At 43.2% G+C, this 16,881-nt stretch carries 15 protein-coding genes; 12 read left to right on the top strand and 3 right to left on the bottom strand.

Annotated features, from left to right (window positions below):
* Positions 1-22: 22 nt before the first annotated feature.
* From AB4298_RS04310 to AB4298_RS04300, 3 genes are read right to left on the bottom strand one after another with little or no spacing between them, the layout of a single operon-like run.
* Positions 23-607 carry a TlpA family protein disulfide reductase gene (locus AB4298_RS04310; protein ID WP_248999495.1) on the bottom strand — a complete coding sequence of 195 codons (585 nt, stop codon included), beginning with the start codon at positions 605-607 and terminating at the stop codon, positions 23-25.
* Positions 600-1,058 (bottom strand): cytochrome c-type biogenesis protein, encoded by a 459-nt coding sequence (locus AB4298_RS04305; RefSeq protein WP_371985838.1) that lies wholly within the window; start codon positions 1,056-1,058, stop codon positions 600-602. Before AB4298_RS04305 ends, AB4298_RS04310 begins: the two co-directional genes overlap by 8 nt.
* On the bottom strand, positions 1,055-3,040 hold the full coding sequence (locus AB4298_RS04300; RefSeq protein ID WP_371985837.1) for a heme lyase CcmF/NrfE family subunit: 1,986 nt from the start codon (positions 3,038-3,040) through the stop codon (positions 1,055-1,057). The genes AB4298_RS04305 and AB4298_RS04300 overlap by 4 nt, the downstream gene beginning before the upstream one ends.
* Positions 3,041-3,597: 557 nt before the next feature.
* Between AB4298_RS04300 and AB4298_RS04295 the strand changes: the two genes are divergently transcribed.
* From AB4298_RS04295 to AB4298_RS04240, 12 genes are all read left to right on the top strand, one after another.
* Positions 3,598-5,628 (top strand): multiheme c-type cytochrome, encoded by a 2,031-nt coding sequence (locus AB4298_RS04295; RefSeq protein WP_248999498.1) that lies wholly within the window; start codon positions 3,598-3,600, stop codon positions 5,626-5,628.
* 66 nt (positions 5,629-5,694) lie between these two features.
* Entirely contained in the window at positions 5,695-6,123 is a 429-nt protein-coding gene (locus AB4298_RS04290) for a rhodanese-like domain-containing protein (protein ID WP_248999499.1), read from the top strand.
* Between the two features lie 37 nt (positions 6,124-6,160).
* Positions 6,161-6,964, top strand: a complete 804-nt coding sequence (locus AB4298_RS04285; RefSeq protein ID WP_248999500.1) for an FKBP-type peptidyl-prolyl cis-trans isomerase — start codon at positions 6,161-6,163, stop codon at positions 6,962-6,964.
* A 31-nt stretch (positions 6,965-6,995) separates the two neighbouring features.
* Entirely contained in the window at positions 6,996-7,721 is a 726-nt protein-coding gene (locus AB4298_RS04280) for a tetratricopeptide repeat protein (protein ID WP_248999501.1), read from the top strand.
* Positions 7,722-7,808: 87 nt separating this feature from the next.
* On the top strand, positions 7,809-8,516 hold the full coding sequence (locus AB4298_RS04275) for a 4Fe-4S dicluster domain-containing protein (protein ID WP_248999502.1): 708 nt from the start codon (positions 7,809-7,811) through the stop codon (positions 8,514-8,516).
* Positions 8,517-8,518: 2 nt separating this feature from the next.
* Positions 8,519-9,466 (top strand): DmsC/YnfH family molybdoenzyme membrane anchor subunit, encoded by a 948-nt coding sequence (locus AB4298_RS04270; protein ID WP_248999503.1) that lies wholly within the window; start codon positions 8,519-8,521, stop codon positions 9,464-9,466.
* Between the two features lie 333 nt (positions 9,467-9,799).
* Positions 9,800-10,288: a nitrous oxide reductase accessory protein NosL gene (locus AB4298_RS04265; RefSeq protein WP_371985836.1), complete on the top strand. Its 489-nt coding sequence runs from the start codon at positions 9,800-9,802 to the stop codon at positions 10,286-10,288.
* 66 nt (positions 10,289-10,354) lie between these two features.
* Positions 10,355-11,671 (top strand): nitrous oxide reductase family maturation protein NosD, encoded by a 1,317-nt coding sequence (nosD, locus tag AB4298_RS04260; protein ID WP_248999505.1) that lies wholly within the window; start codon positions 10,355-10,357, stop codon positions 11,669-11,671.
* 59 nt (positions 11,672-11,730) lie between these two features.
* A complete protein-coding gene (locus AB4298_RS04255) occupies positions 11,731-12,639 on the top strand; it encodes an ABC transporter ATP-binding protein (protein ID WP_248999540.1) in 909 nt (302 codons plus the stop codon).
* A 1-nt stretch (position 12,640) separates the two neighbouring features.
* Positions 12,641-13,486, top strand: coding sequence for an ABC transporter permease (locus AB4298_RS04250; RefSeq protein WP_371985835.1), 846 nt, complete (start codon positions 12,641-12,643; stop codon positions 13,484-13,486).
* A gap of 225 nt (positions 13,487-13,711) precedes the next feature.
* Positions 13,712-14,995, top strand: a complete 1,284-nt coding sequence (locus AB4298_RS04245; protein ID WP_371985834.1) for a winged helix-turn-helix domain-containing protein — start codon at positions 13,712-13,714, stop codon at positions 14,993-14,995.
* Positions 14,996-15,635: 640 nt separating this feature from the next.
* Positions 15,636-16,508, top strand: coding sequence for a hypothetical protein (locus AB4298_RS04240; RefSeq protein ID WP_371985833.1), 873 nt, complete (start codon positions 15,636-15,638; stop codon positions 16,506-16,508).
* Positions 16,509-16,881: the final 373 nt, after the last annotated feature.

The raw sequence follows: 16,881 nt of genomic DNA, 5'->3' as shown, positions 1-16,881 counted from the left end.
CCTAGAACCTAGAACCTAGGGCTTAGCGCTTGGCGTACTTTGCCGTTAGCTTTTCAAGGTACGGCTGCACTTCTTTGTCACCCCAATCGAGGTAGCCACGTAAGAAGCCTACAAGGTTGCCTGAACCGTCAAATACATAAGTGGCTGGCACTACATCAGCTGGCATAATTTGGTCGATGGTTTTCTTTGGGTCTAACCAAGTTTGGTAATGCCCTAGATCATGACGATCTAAGAAGGCCTGCACCTTATCACTCTCTTCATCAATTGAGATTGGCACAACAACCAAGTCATTATTTTTATTTACTTGGCGGATGTTCTCCATCTGTGGGATCTCTTTGATACATGGCGCGCACCAAGTTGCCCAAAGGTTTACGAGTACCAGCTTGCCCTTGTATTGCTTTAGGCTAATTTGTTCCCCTTTAGTATCGGTGAACATCACTTCAGGTACTGAGCGAGCTGACTGCATCTCAATAAATCGTGACATAATCAGCGGCTTTTCAATGGCTTTACCTGTGTGATAAACCTTAGTCGATGCAACTTGAGCTTGGACTGGCATAAGTAGAGATGAGAGCACCAATAAGCCGCTCAGTAAGTGTGTTTTATTCATAGGTGGTAGCCTTCATATCTTGATGTTTACGTTGTTCACGGATCCAGATTACTGCAAACGCAATAATGCCAAATAGCAGCAGAATAGGACCAAACCACAGCAGCGCAGTCGCGCCGGAAAATCTCGGTTGGTAACGAATTTTTTCGCCATAGCGCTGTACTAAAAAGTCAATGATCTCAGCTTTAGATTCGCCTTGTTCTAGCATCAAAAAAATCTGCCCTTTGAGTTCGCTAGCAATGGGGGCTCCTGAATCAAATAGGTTTTGGTTTACCGACATAGGGCAGCGCAGCTCATGGGCGATTTCGAAGCCTAAATCGCGGATTTGATCTGGCGTGTAATGGATCTTGTCGCTAGCCGTTTGTGCTGACGCTTGCACCGAAATACTGATGCACAGCAAAATAACCAAGCCAACTAACAGCTGTATTAGTGTTGAGGTGTAAGCTTTACTCATGCTGGCTCTCCAGCTTTGCGTGTATTAGCGGGGTAGCGCAGTGACTGCGAGTGAGTATTTTCAGTGCGGCATAGGCGTAATTGATAAAGGCCTGTTACTGCGGCAATAAAACCGCCTAACATCATCATGAGGCCACCAATCCAGATCCAGCAAGCAAGTGGCTTATGGCTAATGCGCACCAAGTACTCTGTTTCACTCAGTTGCTGACCGCTAGAAACATAAAGGTCTCGCACTAAGTTGCGCATAATGCCAGCCTTAGAGACTTCCATGGCATTGGTTTTAAAGGTTTGGCGCTGAGGTGTAATGTAGCCAATAAAGTTATCGTTAATATCGGTAACGCGAATATTAGCTTGAAGTGCTGTGTAGCTGTTTGACTCAACATCAACAGTTTCTTCATAAACAAAGGTGTATCCAGCCACAACTTTACCTTGGCCCGGCCCCATTCTTAATAGCTCTTGGGTTTCAAAATTAGACACTGCCGTTGCGCCAATAATGGTAATGGCTACACCAAAGTGGGCAATTAGCATCGCTGCTTTCTTAGCAATAAAGCCGACGCCCTGTGAGCGTAAACTAAAAACTAAATAACCCAAGGATACGAATACCCAGCTGGCAGCCGTAGCACCTAGCCAAACCCAAGGGTTAAAGCCGTCACGGCTTTGCATTGCTACTAATACGCCAATGATAGCTGCGAATGCGAATAGTCCAGCAAGTGGGTATAGGCGATTTAGCGACTGTTGCTGCCACTTAATCAATGGTGCAGCCCCCATAAGCAATACCGCAACAAACGTTAATGGTACAAAAATGCTATTAAAGTACGGTGCACCGACCGACAAGGTACCTAGATCTAATAGCTCAAACAGTAATGGGTAGAAGGTGCCTAGCAATACAGAGATTGCAGCCACAACTAACACGATATTACCAAGCAGCATTACTGTATCGCGAGAAAGAAGCGCAAAGTCTGACTTAGATTTTATTAAGTGTGCTTTAAGCGCAAACAGCGTTAACGCACCGCATACGAACACGCCGAGTAAAGATAGAATCGACATGCCACGCGTTGGGTCAGAGGCGAAAGCATGCACTGACTGCACGATGCCTGAGCGGACTAAAAAAGTGCCCAATAAACTTAATGAGAAAGCTAATAAACACAGTAATAAGGTGGCGATCTTAAAGCTGCTACGTTGCTGGGTTAGCACGACACTATGCAGCAGAGCGGTAGCTACTAGCCAAGGAATAAACGAGGCATTTTCTACAGGATCCCAGAACCACCAACCGCCCCAGCCAAGCTCGTTATACGCCCACCATGAACCAAACGCATTACCGCCAGTTAAAAATACCCAAGCCATCAGTACCCAAGGACGCAGGTAGCTCGCATGTTGCTGAGTGAACTTACCGCCAAGCAAAGCTGCAATCGCTGCTGCAAAAGTAACAGTTAAGCCAACATAGCCTAAGAACAGCATCGGTGGGTGGAAGATTAACCCTATGTCTTGCAAGATGGGGTTAAGGTCACGGCCCTCAACGGGGAAGTTTGGTAACAGGCGCGCAAACGGGTTAGAGGTAAACAGCATAAACAAGTTAAAACCAGCAATCACAAATGCCAGTATGGCAATCATACGGCCGATGAATAGCGGGTCTTGGTAGCGCGACGAGAATGCGATTAAGCAGCCCCAAATCGCAATCGATACCACCCAAAATAGCATTGAGCCTTCGTGGCTGCCCCATACCGCAGCGACTTTATATAAGGTCGCTAACTGGGTATTAGAGTGGTTGGCCACATAAGCGACTGAAAAGTCATCGAGTAAAAACGAAATAAGTAGACATAATATAGAAGCGCTAATCGTGACGGTCATTAATGCAGTTAATGTTTTTACATAACTAAATAAATAATGGTTTTTAGTATATGACGCATAGAGCGGAATAAACGCAAGTAACACAGCTGTGACTGTGCTAATGATAAGGAAAATAAGTCCTAACTCTGGAATCATCTTATTAACTTCTCTATTTATGAACGTTTATAAGTTCAAATATTCTGTATAAAAACTATTCTTTATAATTTAGCTTTTTACTATTTTTTGATTTTGAACTTAGCTACTTATTTAAGTTTTATAGACTACTAATTATTAACCAAGGACTAATGTTGATGCTTTAGCTATGGCTGTTTTACGTCATTGAACTCAAGGGTAGGTTATATTAGTGAAGTGTTTTGTGACCTCTCTAGCCTTTATCGTAACCCATCATCTTACTGATATTTTTTCACGTCTAAATGCATTGTTTTTAGATCCTTTTAGATGTCAAAAAATAGCATTACAAGTGAAAAACACATCTTGATAATTGTTATATGTTGTTGTTTTTATTTTATTTTCACCGATTTTTTACTATCTGTGTTTTTCAAGGTCTCATTTCTTGCTGTGATTCATATTTTTTGCAAAAAAGATATGGAAAATAGCTGCAACTCAATTGTTCAGTTGTTCGGCTAAACAAGAGAGTGCCTTAGTTGAATGATGATGAAAATACTATAACTAGGTTATAACTAGGAGTGATGATGAAAAGTTGGAAACTTAAAGCAGTCGCAAGCGTACTGTTTTGTTTCGGCGCAATAGGTAACGCTAGTGCTGCTGGTGATAAGTACAATAGCATCCCAGAAATGGGTGCTTCTGCTAAGAATGCAATTGCAAACTATGCAGGTACTGAAAAAGTGAACGGTGTTAAATCACTGCACGATTATATTGTTCAAGAAGATGAGTTATTTGATTTCTTATTTCAAAACCATCCAATGTTCAAATACCAAGAAGAAGGTAACTTAATTGGTGATTACCATATTAGTGACCGTGGTGAAGAATATTTAGATACCGGCGGAAGCCAGGCATACAGTAAGCGTGTTGGTCGTCCAAGTGCAGTTCAGTACCGTCTAGGTGCTAAATCTACATTAGACTTTCCAAACAACTTCGTAGGTCCAGAGAAGTGTGCTGAATGTCACGCGACTCAATATGAGAAATGGCAACGTTCGCGTCACGCTAACGTAGTTCGTTTCCCAAGTGAAATTACAGATAAAGAAGTACCAAACGGCGACTTAAACGCACCTCTATACGGCAGCGAAGCGTCAATGCTTCCAGACGGTGTTCGTGCTAATGACGTTTACGCAATCATCGGTACGCCACGTACTAAGTATGGTTTCTTAGATTCATGGTTAGTACGCGGTACTTACCACGTTCGTGACGGTCTACTATCTGAAGGTACCGGTAAAATGGTAGCCGGTGGTAACCAGTTCTCACGTGGTTGGGCTGAATGGTTAACGCCAGAAATGGCTAAGAAAATTAATAAAGCAATTCCAGAGTTCCCTGTAACACTTGAAGAATTTGGTGATACAGGTTCGCACAAGTGGGGTATGACTTCATACGGTGCTAAGTACGAAAAAGAGATGCTATTCCAACCTGGTAGCTCTTACTGTGAAATGTGCCACACGTACAAGTTCGACTTCCAAAACCAGCAAGAGTTCTTTGATGCACTTGGCGACGCTAAGAAGCTACAAGAGCACACTATCTCTAAAGGTATTGCTTGTGAAGAATGTCATGGCGCGGGCGGTCACTTAGATGGCGGTACTGGCGGCATGCAGTCTAACTGTGAACGTTGTCACCAGCGTTTCTTCTTCGTTGACGCACTAGCTGATACTGAACAAGCTCAAGAGAAAATGGAATACGCATTCGGCGTATACATGAAGTCTGCTTGTCCATCTTGTGGTACTGAAGGTTCACAGATGTTTGCTTCTGCTCACTACGAGAAAGGCATGCGTTGTACAACTTGTCACGATCCGCATGAAGTAACAGATGGCGATTTCCTATCTGGTTTCTCTACGCCAAAGCTGAAGAAAGACTGTGTTGACTGTCACGAAGCACAAGCAACGATTGCTGACAACACTGACACACACAGCAACCAAACTTGTCAAAGCTGTCACATGCCAAACATGGGTAGCTGTGAGAACTTCGCTGCAATCCAGTTCCCAGACAACGCAGGTTTTGACGCGGTTCGTCGTACTCACATGTGGAAGATTGATATCGACCCAGAGCGTAAGACACTTAACCCACCTGAAGGTCAACCACGTGATTCAAGCGTGAAAGGTTGGACTGTTGCTAAGAATGAAGATGGCCACAACTACTTAGACTTAATGTGGACTTGTGCTCGTACAGCGATTTCTGACAAAGACGTAGTGGATAACAAGGGTTGTCACAGCCCATTCCAGTCTGAGCTAGAAACTGGCCTACATTACGACGACCAGATGGAAATCTACGGCGAAGTAATGAAGATGCAGAAGCCTGTTAAAGAGGTATTCGGTCAAGTTGAACAAGCTCTTGAGCGTATCGACATGCTACTAGAAGTGACTAAGTTGTCTACTGCAGACAAGACTGAAGTCCTAATGCTAGCTGAGAAGGCACAAGAAACGATTGAACTAATCAAAGAAGATGGTTCATGGGGTGTTCATGGCTTCCGTTACAGCCAGAAGCGTCTAGACGCAGCACTAACTTATGTTACCCAAGCTCAAAACATTCTTGACGGTGTTGGTTACAGCGCTAAATAAATGTAATTGAGTTAATACCGACCTCAACCTAGGCATGCTTAGGTTGAGGTAACTAAGAGAGAAATTATGAATAGAGTACTGGGAAGTGTCGTTTTCACCATCTTGTTATCAATGCTATCAGCGGGCAGTTATGCCGGTGGTGGTCAAGAGATGGGCCCGGCTAAATATTATGATGAGCCGCTACAAACGGTGACCATGATGGAAGCGCAAACCTTAGTGGGCAAAGAGGGAGTCTACTTCTTTGATGTCAACACCTTGGAATTATGGGCAGAAGGATTCATTCCAGGCGCTGTTTATTTCAACGTAAAAAATTGGAAAGACTTGCTGCCAAAAAACAAAGACGCACTGATGGTTTTTTACTGTGCAAACCGTCTTTGTAATGCCAGTGAAATTGCTGCTCGACACGTGATGAAGTTGGGATATACCAACGTTCTGCAAATGCCTGATGGGATCTACGGCTGGCGTTTAGCGAATCGAGTAACAGAAAAGCCATAACGGATTATGTAAATTTATTTTTAGTGAGATTAATTGTATGAAAAAGCTTAAAAAAAGTGTATTGGCCGTTGTGTCTTGTCTAACCCTTTCAGTCTCTGTGTCTTGCTTTGCTTCTAGCGACTTGACCACTGACGTTGAAAAGGAATCGTACAGCATAGGCGCTTCATTTGGTCACCATATCTCTAGTCAGGTATATGGCCAATCTCAGTTAGGTGCAGAAGTGGATATGGGTCAAGTGGTAAACGGTTTACTCGATGCTTTGAAAGATGAGACAAAAATGTCTAAAGAGGAAATTGTGACTTACCTAAATCAACGTGCTGAAACGCTTAATGCTGCTAAGCAAGCTAAGTTAGATGCTCTAACGGCTAAGAACTTAGCGGCTGGTGTTGCATTCATGGCTGAAAACGCTAAGAACAGCGACGTTAAGCAAACTGAATCAGGTCTGCAGTATGAAGTGATCACCATGGGTGACGGCGCAATGCCACAAGGCAATGACGTAGTTACTGTGCACTACAAAGGCACCTTGATTGATGGTACTGAGTTCGACAGTACTTATGACCGCGACGAACCTAACCGTTTCTCTTTAGTTACCGTAATTGAAGGCTGGCAAGAAGCCCTTGCTCTTATGCCTCAAGGGTCAAAATTTAAGTTAACAATTCCACCTGCACTTGCTTATGGCGACCGTGTTGTTGGCATGATCCAACCGCACTCAACTTTGGTGTTCGAAGTTGAACTAGTCAAAGTTGAAGCTCCTGGTGAAGGCGCTCACGGCATGGGACTAAGTGGCATGGGTATGGGTGGCATGATGGGCGGCTCTATGGGCGCCAATCCACACAAATAAATTTGATATTAATTATTGATATAGAGCCAAGATGAACACAGTACTTATTAGTATCTCAATTCTTTTATTCTGTTCGACAGCATTCCTTTTTTGTCACCACTTACGGTATGACAGAAAGCTGGCTGAACTTGAATTAGAAGTTGGGCATTTCTTTGGCTCTAATATTAGCATCGACACCAATGATGCTAAGCAAAACAATAATTATTACTTTGGAACCATTGGCTTCTTTCTTATTAGTGTTTCGGTTTTATTTTATTCAACAATCGGCAGTTATCAGAATTTGGATTCAGCTCAGGTTGATTACAACATTGATTATTTGCTGGTTGCCGATATTAACAAAGGCCAGAAGCTCGCGATAGAAAACCCCGGTGATCCACTAGTGCTGTTAGGGCTAGCCCAGTCATATATTGACGGTGGCTTATACCAAGATGCGCTAGGAACCTTAGACCAACTACTGACGATAGACACCAATAACGCCGAGGCTCTAGGGCTTAAAGCAACATCTATGTATTACCGCGATGACCGGGTTATTAGCATGGAGACTTCTTTAGTGATTGCGAGGGCGCTAACTCTACATCACGAAGAATTAAATACCCGTTTATTAATGGCTAATGATGCTTACCTAAATGGTGATTATCAAAAGGCGATAGATAACTGGAATATTGTTTTAACCAATAAAGTGCAAGTGTTTAATCAAGGTGCAATTCAATTCGCCATTGAAAAGTCAAAGGGTAAATTAACGCAAGTTAAATCCTAGTGAGTCAATAACCTAATAAAACGTACTAGCAAAAATATTAAATAAAAAAATTACGTGTCGGTTTTAAACCGATAATCGGAGGATGCTGTGAGTGAAAATCTAGAGAGACGGAGGTTCCTTAAAGGTCTTGGAGCCAGCTCTTTGATATTAGCACCCCTAGGGTGTAGCTCGGTCAAAGAAAAGGAAGGTGCCTACACGCCGCATTATGTAATGGTTTTTGACCAAAACAAATGTGTTGGTTGTGGTGAGTGTAAGGAAGCTTGTAATAAAGCTAACCACTTACCAGAAGGCAAGTCTCGACTACTAATGGAACAGCAATCAGGCGCAGTTGAAGGACAAGCTTGTCCACACTGCGGCAAAACAACTGGATGTGGTTGTGAGCGTAAGTTCGTACGTGTTTCATGTCAGCAATGTAAAAATGCACCTTGTGTGACTGTTTGTCCTACTGGCGCGGCTCACCGCGACGAGAAGACTGGCATTGTGACTATGGATGCGGCGAAATGTGCTGGTTGTAAGTACTGTATCGGTGCTTGCCCGTACGATGCACGTTTCATCAACAAAGAAACTGATGTTGCCGATAACTGTGACTTCTGTTTACACAGCAAGCTTGCCATTGGCGAGTTACCAGCTTGTGTGCAGCAGTGTCGTTATGACGCGCTAATCTTTGGTGATGCAAACGATCCGACTTCATATGTGAGTAAGTTATTAGCTGTGAAGGACTCGGTACGCATTAAGCCAGGTTTTGGTACAGAGCCTAGCTTACGTTACATACCTATTGTGAAGTTGGGAGTGTAATCATGGACGGTAATATTGAATTTACAATGGGCCTTTCACAAGGCATCGCTTGGCCTTGGCCAATTGCGGTTTACCTGTTCTTCGCTGGTATTTCTGGTGGTGCACTAGCTGTTGCTTTGTTCATTCGTTTCTACAAAAAACAAACTGAAAACACACCTTTTTTAAAGGCGGCGTCTTTAGTGTCGTTAGTGACGATTGCGCTAGGTATGATCTGTCTGGTTTTAGACTTAACTAATCCGCTGTTCTTCTGGCGTATTTTAGTGTTCTACAACCTAAACTCAGTGATGTCAGTGGGTGTAATTGCACTTTCAGCTTACATTCCTTTAGTTGCATTAGTGACATTGTTCGCGATGGAAGAAGAGATCAAAGCATACAAGCCTTTGAACTTCTTATTACCAATCATCGACAAGTTACGTGGTATTCGCGCGCCATCTGAAAAGCTAGTTCTTGTACTTGCTATGTCAGTGTGTGCTTACACCGGCTTCTTGATCTCTGCACTTATCCGTTTCCCAATTATCAATACTTCAGTATTGCCAGCGCTATTTGTTGCGTCAGGCCTTTCTGCGGGTGCTGCTGCTGCCAAAATGATTGCAGTATCAGTATTCAAAGAAGACTTACACAGCAAAGACATGCACACATTACATGCTATTGAGTGGCCAGTAATGGCTGCTGAAGCTCTGTTCCTATTCATGATTATCATGTCTTTGGCTACAGGTAATGAAGGTGCACAAGCGGCATTCGCTGGTTTCCATACCGGTGTTTGGGCTAACGTGTTCTGGATTGGTGTTGTGGGTATCGGTTTTGTGGGTCCACTACTGCTTAACTTCGCCACAGGTAAAGCCTTTAGCCACTCAGCTAAAGCGTTCTACATGTCTGGTGCGTGTGCAGTTGTAGGCATGATGTGTCTGCGTATGTTTGTTATTTACGCCGGCCAGCTTAATGCCATTTAATCGAATTATGCCGACGGTCTACAAGTTTCCCCGACTTAACTGACCGTCAGTTTGATTTGATGCAAGTGAGTAGTGAGCCTAACAAGTTAGCTCCATACCTAACAGGGTTGGAGTCATCTTGTAGGGCCCAATACTAATAATGTTGGTTGAGATAATTGCAAGGTAAAGAGGCATGTGGTCGTTGGACGCTTTCCCTATGAGTGTCTAGAGCTGTATTCGCTTTAATACTTTAGTTATTTATTAGACCAGCTGTGAGTAAGCTAACCCCCCAATGTCGCCCCTGCAAGGCTATTGGAGGGTTGGCCTGAAAGCAGCAAAAATGATGGAAATGCCATGAAAAAGTTAATCTGTTTGATATTCCTTTTGCCTTTACTCAATGCCTGTAGTGATAGCAGCGCCGATGTGACTCAATATACGGCTGAGGCGATTCATGAACATGACCGCTGCCACCTTTGCGGCATGATGATCACTAAGTATCCAGGTCCAAAAGGCCAAGTGCACCTAAAAGGGCAATCAATTGTGCCTAAGTTTTGCTCAACACGCGATATGTTTAACTTTGCGCTGCAAAGTGAGAACAAACGCCAAATTGAAGCATTATTTGTTCATGACGCAGGTGTGACGAATTGGGAAAAGCCAACAGATGACACTTTTGTTGATGCCAAGACTGCTTGGTATGTTTACGGCACCAGCAAAAAGGCGGTTATGGGCCCTGCTGTGGCAAGTTTTAAGCATAAAGCCGATGCGACAAAATTCGCTGAAGAGTTTGGTGGTGCAGTGTTAGCTTATGACAAGATTACCATTGAGTTATTAGCCGGCGAATAATCGATTTATCCCTATTGAATTACCCCAAAGGTAAGTGAACACTTACCTTTGGGGGTGAAATTACCTATGAATACAGTCATCTCAGGCCCTATTTTTCGTTTGTTTTATCGTACCGCTAAACAGCTCTGTATTGGCGCTGGGATAGGACTGCTGTTATGCCCAGCAAGCTTTGCTGCTAATTATTCCGTGCACGATAGCGACTCACTGACCCAGCAATTAAAAACCGTTATCGCTGGCGATACTATCTCCTTGCAAGCGGGCACTTACTTCGGCCATTTTGAAATCTATCAGCCTATTGAGCTTGTCGGTGAACCGGGTGCCATTATTGATGCTGAGGGCACTGGCAGTGCTATTAGCATTTTCAGCTCCGATGTTAACTTATCCAGTTTGAAGATTAAAAACTGGGGCGCCGATTTATACGAACTCAACGCTGGCATCTTAATTAAAGAGCAGGCGCAGCGAATACGAGTAGAGTCGAGTACATTGCAAGGTGACGGCTTTGGTGTTTACGCCGAAAACACCAGCCATATTACTGTTGCCAATAATGTGATAGTTGGGAATGGCGAACTCTATAAGCTCGACCGAGGCGATGGTGTCTACCTCAAAGGGGTCGATGTTTCCGTTATTCATGACAACAAAATTTCCTATGTGAGAGACGGAGTTTATCTAGAAACTAGCACTAACAGCTTAGTGTTTGATAACCGCTTTCACTCCGCGCAATACGGCATTCATTACATGTACACTAAGCATGATGAAGCCTACGGCAATCAAGTCGATAACGTCGATGGTGGTTACGCCATTATGAGCTCAGAGTTTGTTAATCTGCATCAAAACCAGGCTTCAAACACCCTAGATTTCGGCGTGCTACTTAATATCAGTAATCACTGCATCGTCAGCAATAACCGCATATCGCTGGGGCATAACCCACAAGGTACCGCCGAGCTTGGTAATGAAGGTAAAGGCATTTTTATCTACGGTGCTCGCGACAATGAAGTTACCCATAACCTGTTCTCCACTAATGACATTGGCATCTATATGGCGATGGGGGGGGAGAAGAATAAGGTTTACGGCAACCAATTTGTGAACAACAAAATCCAAGTCAAATACGTTGGCGACTCTCTATTAGAGTGGAGCCATAACGGCCGCGGAAATTATTGGAGCGGTTACATGGGCTGGGATACCAACCACGACGGTATTGCCGATAAAGCTTACCGCCCAAACGACAATCTCGATAAGTTATTTTGGCTCTATCCAGAGGCGCGATTCTTGATGAATAGCCCTGTAGTAGCCGTGCTGCGCTGGGTGCAAGGTCAGTTTGAATTTGGCCCTGCTACTGGCATTGTCGACAGTTTTCCGTTGTTAGCACCAGATAGAGAGCTGTAACCATGGGTCAATACACAGCAGTTAACTTGCCTTTTGAACAAGATAATACAGGAAGTATGATGGTTCCCCCGTCAATAAAGCTAACCGATGTTAGCCTGAAATATAACGACTTTACGGCACTCAATAACGTCAGCTTTGAGGTGAAAGCTGGCCAAACGATGGCTCTGCTAGGTCATAACGGCGCTGGTAAGTCGAGTTTGATTAAAGTGATTCTAGGGCTGATTTCACCCACAAGTGGTAATGCTGAGGTGATGGGGCAGAGTGCTTACGCTAATCACCAACAAAACCGTGTTGATATTGGTTATCTGCCAGAAGATGTGAGCTTTTACGACAAGCTTAGTGGCCGTGAAGTATTAAGCTATTTTGGCGCCCTAAAAGGCGTTAGCCAAAGCCGTATTGAGTCATTACTCGAAGAGTTTGGCTTAGGCTACGCACAGCACCGTCAGTTGAAAACTTATTCAAAAGGCATGAAGCAGCGTTTAGGCGTAGCACAAGCGATTTTGTCAGAACCAAAAATCCTTTTGCTCGACGAGCCAACGGTTGGCCTTGACCCACTCGCCTCACAATTTCTCTATGGCAAAATAAACCAGCTAAAGCAGGCAGGCTGTGCGGTGGTGATTTCTACTCATGAGCTGTCACTGGTTGAATCGCATTTAGATATTGCGCTGATCATGGCCAAAGGCAAACGCCAAGCACTGGGTAGTTGCAGTGAGCTAAGTAAAGCCAGCGCTTTAAAAGTGACGATTAGCTTTAACGAGTTAGATGAGCGAGTTAAAACTAATGCGTATCTACAAAGCTTCTATCAAGATGGTTTACTGCAATTTGAGTCGGCACGAAAAGCCGACATCGTTAAGCATCTAGTGTCGCAGTGCCAAATTTTTGATTTCGAGATCAAAGAGCCAAGGCTCGAAGATATTTACCACGATTTAATGGGGCAAAGTTTACGCTCCCCAGTGGAGCAGCCGTAATATGTTTATCAATAAACTTACTTCGCCAATTCTGATTATTGCCTACAAAGAGATCTGTGATAGTTCACGTAACCGCTGGCTTGCCTTTATGAGCAGTATGTTTCTCGTGTTGTCGCTGAGCGTGAGCTTTGCCGGTAGTGCGGTGACAGGGAGCTTGTACTTACCAGAACTCGATAGTTTAATGAGCAGCTTATCGACAATTTCAGTATTTATTATCCCGTTAGCGGCAATTTTACTGAGTTACGATAGCTTTGTTGGTGAAGATGAATCAGGCACCTTGCTGTTGTTACTGTCTTATCCGTTAACCCGCATGCAGATCTTATTTGGTAAGCTGTTAGGCCATGTCACAGTGATGTTTTTAGCCACGGGATTCTCTTTTGGCTTAACCGCAATTCTGCTCATGCTGTTGGGAGAAAACTATCAAAAAGCCGAGCTAATTAGCGCCTTTGCACAGTTTGTCGTGAGCAGTAACTTACTGGCGCTAACCTTTATTTTAATTAGCTATATTGTCAGCTTAAAAAGCACAGAGAAGGCCGGAGCGATTGGTGGGCTACTCCTAATTTGGTTCTTGTTTGTACTTATCTACGACTTGTTACTGCTGACCATTCTAGTGTCCGACTTTTCTTTCGCTAATCAATACGTCATTAACGCGTTAATTGCTATGAGCCCAACAGACCTTTATCGCGCCATTAATTTAGTCGCCATAGAAGGTAGTGAAGCTAGCGGCAGTTTAGCCATGATCGCCACTACAGATTGGGGGTTATCAGGTATGTATGGTCTGTTGTTGGTTTGGATCGTTTCATTAGCAGGATTATCGCACAGGATCTTTAAACGTAAGGCGCTATAGCCAACGGCAGCGAGTAAAAAAGAGTGATACTACAGAGTCAGTTATGTATATAACTAAAGAGGTAGTATCACTAAGGTTTAATTTTGTGAACATTAGCAGTAAATGATGTGCATGCTTAGACTGTTTTGAGTCGAAAATCACATTCTGCTTAAGTACTTAGCTGTAGAATCCGCGAAGCCTGAAACTTAATGTACCGATAATGCGAAATACTAGAAGAGGTTAATTGTGTTGAAAATTACTCCTTATTTGGAGTTGGATACTGAAGCTAACCAGTTAGTTGACCATGTGAGTGGCAAAAAAGTGACTCTGACCTTTTCTGAATCAGCGGTGCTTCATCGACTATTACTGTCTTCAAATCCAGTCTGCTCAAAAGAAGAGTTACTCAGTGCCGGTTGGCCCGACCGTGTAGTGGCTGTCACCTCATTAACTCAATGTATTAGTACTTTGCGTAAAAAACTGGATCCTTATCTAGAGATCCAACTCAAAACGATTGCACGTCGCGGTTATCAACTGCATATATCCACTCAGTCCCACGTGAAAATGCTTGCAGTAAATGATGCCGAGTCGATGAAAGCTGCATTTTTCGACGTGTCGTTAATCGTTAAAATTTCAGGCATTGTGATCGCTCTACTCTTGTTAGTCATGGCTTGGTATTTCAGTGACTATCACAAGATAAAGCAGAATTTATCCCGTTGGACTGCACAAGATAATTTCGAGCTGCAAGTTGGCAGCTTAAAAGGCAGTGGTAAACTGTTATACAAAGATGATGCACCACACCTACATCCATTTATGTGGGAAAAACACCTGCAGCCAGACACTAACTTTTTAACCTGCTACGAAGACTTTTATGCGTTTGCGGCGACCGACGGTGCAAATTATTCGATGGCACTGTGTCCAGGTGAAGATGAAGCGCAGTGTGCTGGTAAGGGGTTGATAAACTTAACTTCAGTCGACTCGGAGCCTGCAGAGCTTAACTTAAAAGAGTTTGTCGAGTTATCGACGGCAATGGAGCAGCGCATTCGCTATAACCGGGTGATGCTGCCTGAGAGTACTGACACTAGCGGTGCTTTCTTAGAGCATAATTACCAAGCCGATGTGTATTTTCCGGTTAAAGATGAGCTGTTAATTCGCGCCGATATCAATATGTCGTTGATCTACGATTCAAGCGACACTGGCGAGTTTTACTCATCGACCTGTATTACCGACCAAGACTGTTTAACCACGCCGATAAAATATAAGCTGCGCGGTAAATTCAAGCAGTATTCCGGCATGATTGACGATTTAAACGTGGATATTTTCCAAGTCAAGGTTGAGCAAAAAGATCTGATCAAACCGGATAAGTTAAATGACTCGGCAGTGCGTTTTTATCGTGATTTACGTAAACGCGATATTAAGGATGAAGAGTTGTATTTTATCCGTGTGCATCAAGATCATAAAACCGCGGTTTGGACTATCCCGTTGTTTGGGCAAGTTACGGCTTGGTACCATTATGAGAGGTTTGATATCTAACTTGATATCGAGGTTAAGTTTGGTGAAGCGTTTGGGTGGTTTGTTTTAGCCCCGAGTACCACTTTGGAAGCCCACGGTTATGTGGGCTTTTTTGTGCCTATTTTTTGGCGTGTAGCTCTGCTGCTGAGCTTTGTTGGTGTAGAGCAATCAAACTTCGTTTGATAAAGGTCGTGGCTGTGCCACCTATCAGGCTGCGCCTGACCTTTAAGTTAGACTGCGTCTAACAATTAACGTCGTGGCGCTTCGCCCACACCCGAGCCAATGGGGAAAGCGCTTGTCCCCCTTAGCAAACCCTCAGCGCCCCAGTCGAAGTTACATGCATTAGATACGCGCCTCATACTCCAATAAAAATCGCCTAACGGCTCAGATGGGACATCCATGTCCCCCCGAGCCTGAACCATCATCCATGATGGTTCTACGGCATTTTCATTTCCGCATTTCGGCAACTTCGATGGGGAAATGGTGTTTTTATGTGAGTTCAGCATTACACCAAGGTTATAACCAAATTAGAGCCTATAAAAAGCACATAATGTTGTATGGATAATGCTCTATTTGTTTTGGTGTTATCTTTTAAAACAATAGGTTATATTTTGGCTCTAGAACATTACTAGAGCACTGTAAGGCTACGCGAGGAGATTTCATGTTTAATGAATTCGATTTTACTTTACTAGATGATCCCGATTTTAAGGAAGATTCTGTTCGTGAAGAGTTGGTTATACCTTTAATAAGAAAGCTAGGTTACTCAGCAACTAGCCCAAACAAAATAGTACGCAGTAAGTCACTCATTCATCCTTATGTTGCGATAGGCTCTAAACAGCGTAAGGTATCTATTATTCCAGACTATTTATTTCATTGTGATAATTCCCCTTTTTGGGTTTTAGATGCTAAGTCCCCAACAGAGGATATTATTAAGAGTAAGCATGTAGAACAAGCTTATAGTTATGCTATTCATCCAGAAGTCAGAGCTAAATATTATGCTCTATGTAATGGTCGAGAATTCTCCCTCTATAGTATTAATAAGTTTGAACCAATTATGCATTTTTATTTAGCTGATATTGCAGAGAACTTTGAAATATTAAATCGTCTATTAAATCCTAATATTCGGGCTAATGATGAAGTCATGGATTACCTCCCTGACTATGGTATCCATATGTTGAAATTAGGAGCTAAAGAGGGTTTTTCATTTACAGGGCTTGCAGTGAATAGTTGCTTCATTGCTAAAGTAGAAGATGATTTATACACAACAACTACTACAATTCCCGGTGATATAAAATTTGCACAATCTATTGACTTTAACGGCAAACAACTTGAGAAGTTGTTGTCTTTACAGCCGGATGACATCGCTAATACAGTACGTGAAAGCCTTAAACGTCAGCCATATTATGTTCTACTTGATGATGTAGAACTAAAGTTTGGTATGCATGCTTTACTGTCTACAGAAATTCAACATAATGCTGAAGAACAATATTTGCCGTTTATTGTTAAAGAAATTCTAGAGTATCGTGAGTTATAGATAAACAGCTTAAGGAGGTCAATCCCAACAATAGACACACATAGCTAATGGCATGTTTGTAGACCTCTTAGCCCAACCGTAGACACTCACGATAAATGGTATGTTTTATTGCCTCTTACTAAGCTCTAGTTATTGCTGAAGTAGGAGGTGATTATGCCTCGCGAAAAGTGGGGTCAGAGTAAGATAATTATTCTGAGCTAATTCAACACGCAAAACTTACAGAAAACACCTATTCCCCATCGGAGTTGCCGAGGTCATTGAAGACAAATCGGGTGAGCGAGGCATGGATGCCGAGATAGCCTTAGGTGAGCCATGGATGGCGAATATGAGGCGATAGCGATTTTCGAAAATGACTGAGGATCAACAACTTCGT

It is taken from the genome of Shewanella sp. 10N.261.52.F9 (assembly GCF_041471165.1).
GTDB lineage: Bacteria > Pseudomonadota > Gammaproteobacteria > Enterobacterales > Shewanellaceae > Shewanella > Shewanella marinintestina.
Note: the sequence above shows the minus strand (reverse complement) of the source record. Positions and strands in the feature narration are given on the sequence as shown.

Bases quoted from the DNA above. Each gene is read 5' to 3' on its own strand.
- AB4298_RS04290 (WP_248999499.1), top strand. From the start codon at position 5,695: ATGAATAGAGTACTGGGAAGTGTCGTTTTCACCATCTTGTTATCAATG.
- AB4298_RS04270 (WP_248999503.1), top strand. From the start codon at position 8,519: ATGGACGGTAATATTGAATTTACAATGGGCCTTTCACAAGGCATCGCT.
- AB4298_RS04310 (WP_248999495.1), bottom strand. From the start codon at position 607: ATGAATAAAACACACTTACTGAGCGGCTTATTGGTGCTCTCATCTCTA.
- AB4298_RS04250 (WP_371985835.1), top strand. From the start codon at position 12,641: ATGTTTATCAATAAACTTACTTCGCCAATTCTGATTATTGCCTACAAA.
- AB4298_RS04295 (WP_248999498.1), top strand. From the start codon at position 3,598: ATGAAAAGTTGGAAACTTAAAGCAGTCGCAAGCGTACTGTTTTGTTTC.
- nosD (WP_248999505.1), top strand. From the start codon at position 10,355: ATGAATACAGTCATCTCAGGCCCTATTTTTCGTTTGTTTTATCGTACC.
- AB4298_RS04300 (WP_371985837.1), bottom strand. From the start codon at position 3,040: ATGATTCCAGAGTTAGGACTTATTTTCCTTATCATTAGCACAGTCACA.
- AB4298_RS04240 (WP_371985833.1), top strand. From the start codon at position 15,636: ATGTTTAATGAATTCGATTTTACTTTACTAGATGATCCCGATTTTAAG.
- AB4298_RS04285 (WP_248999500.1), top strand. From the start codon at position 6,161: ATGAAAAAGCTTAAAAAAAGTGTATTGGCCGTTGTGTCTTGTCTAACC.
- AB4298_RS04265 (WP_371985836.1), top strand. From the start codon at position 9,800: ATGAAAAAGTTAATCTGTTTGATATTCCTTTTGCCTTTACTCAATGCC.
- AB4298_RS04280 (WP_248999501.1), top strand. From the start codon at position 6,996: ATGAACACAGTACTTATTAGTATCTCAATTCTTTTATTCTGTTCGACA.
- AB4298_RS04305 (WP_371985838.1), bottom strand. From the start codon at position 1,058: ATGAGTAAAGCTTACACCTCAACACTAATACAGCTGTTAGTTGGCTTG.
- AB4298_RS04255 (WP_248999540.1), top strand. From the start codon at position 11,731: ATGGTTCCCCCGTCAATAAAGCTAACCGATGTTAGCCTGAAATATAAC.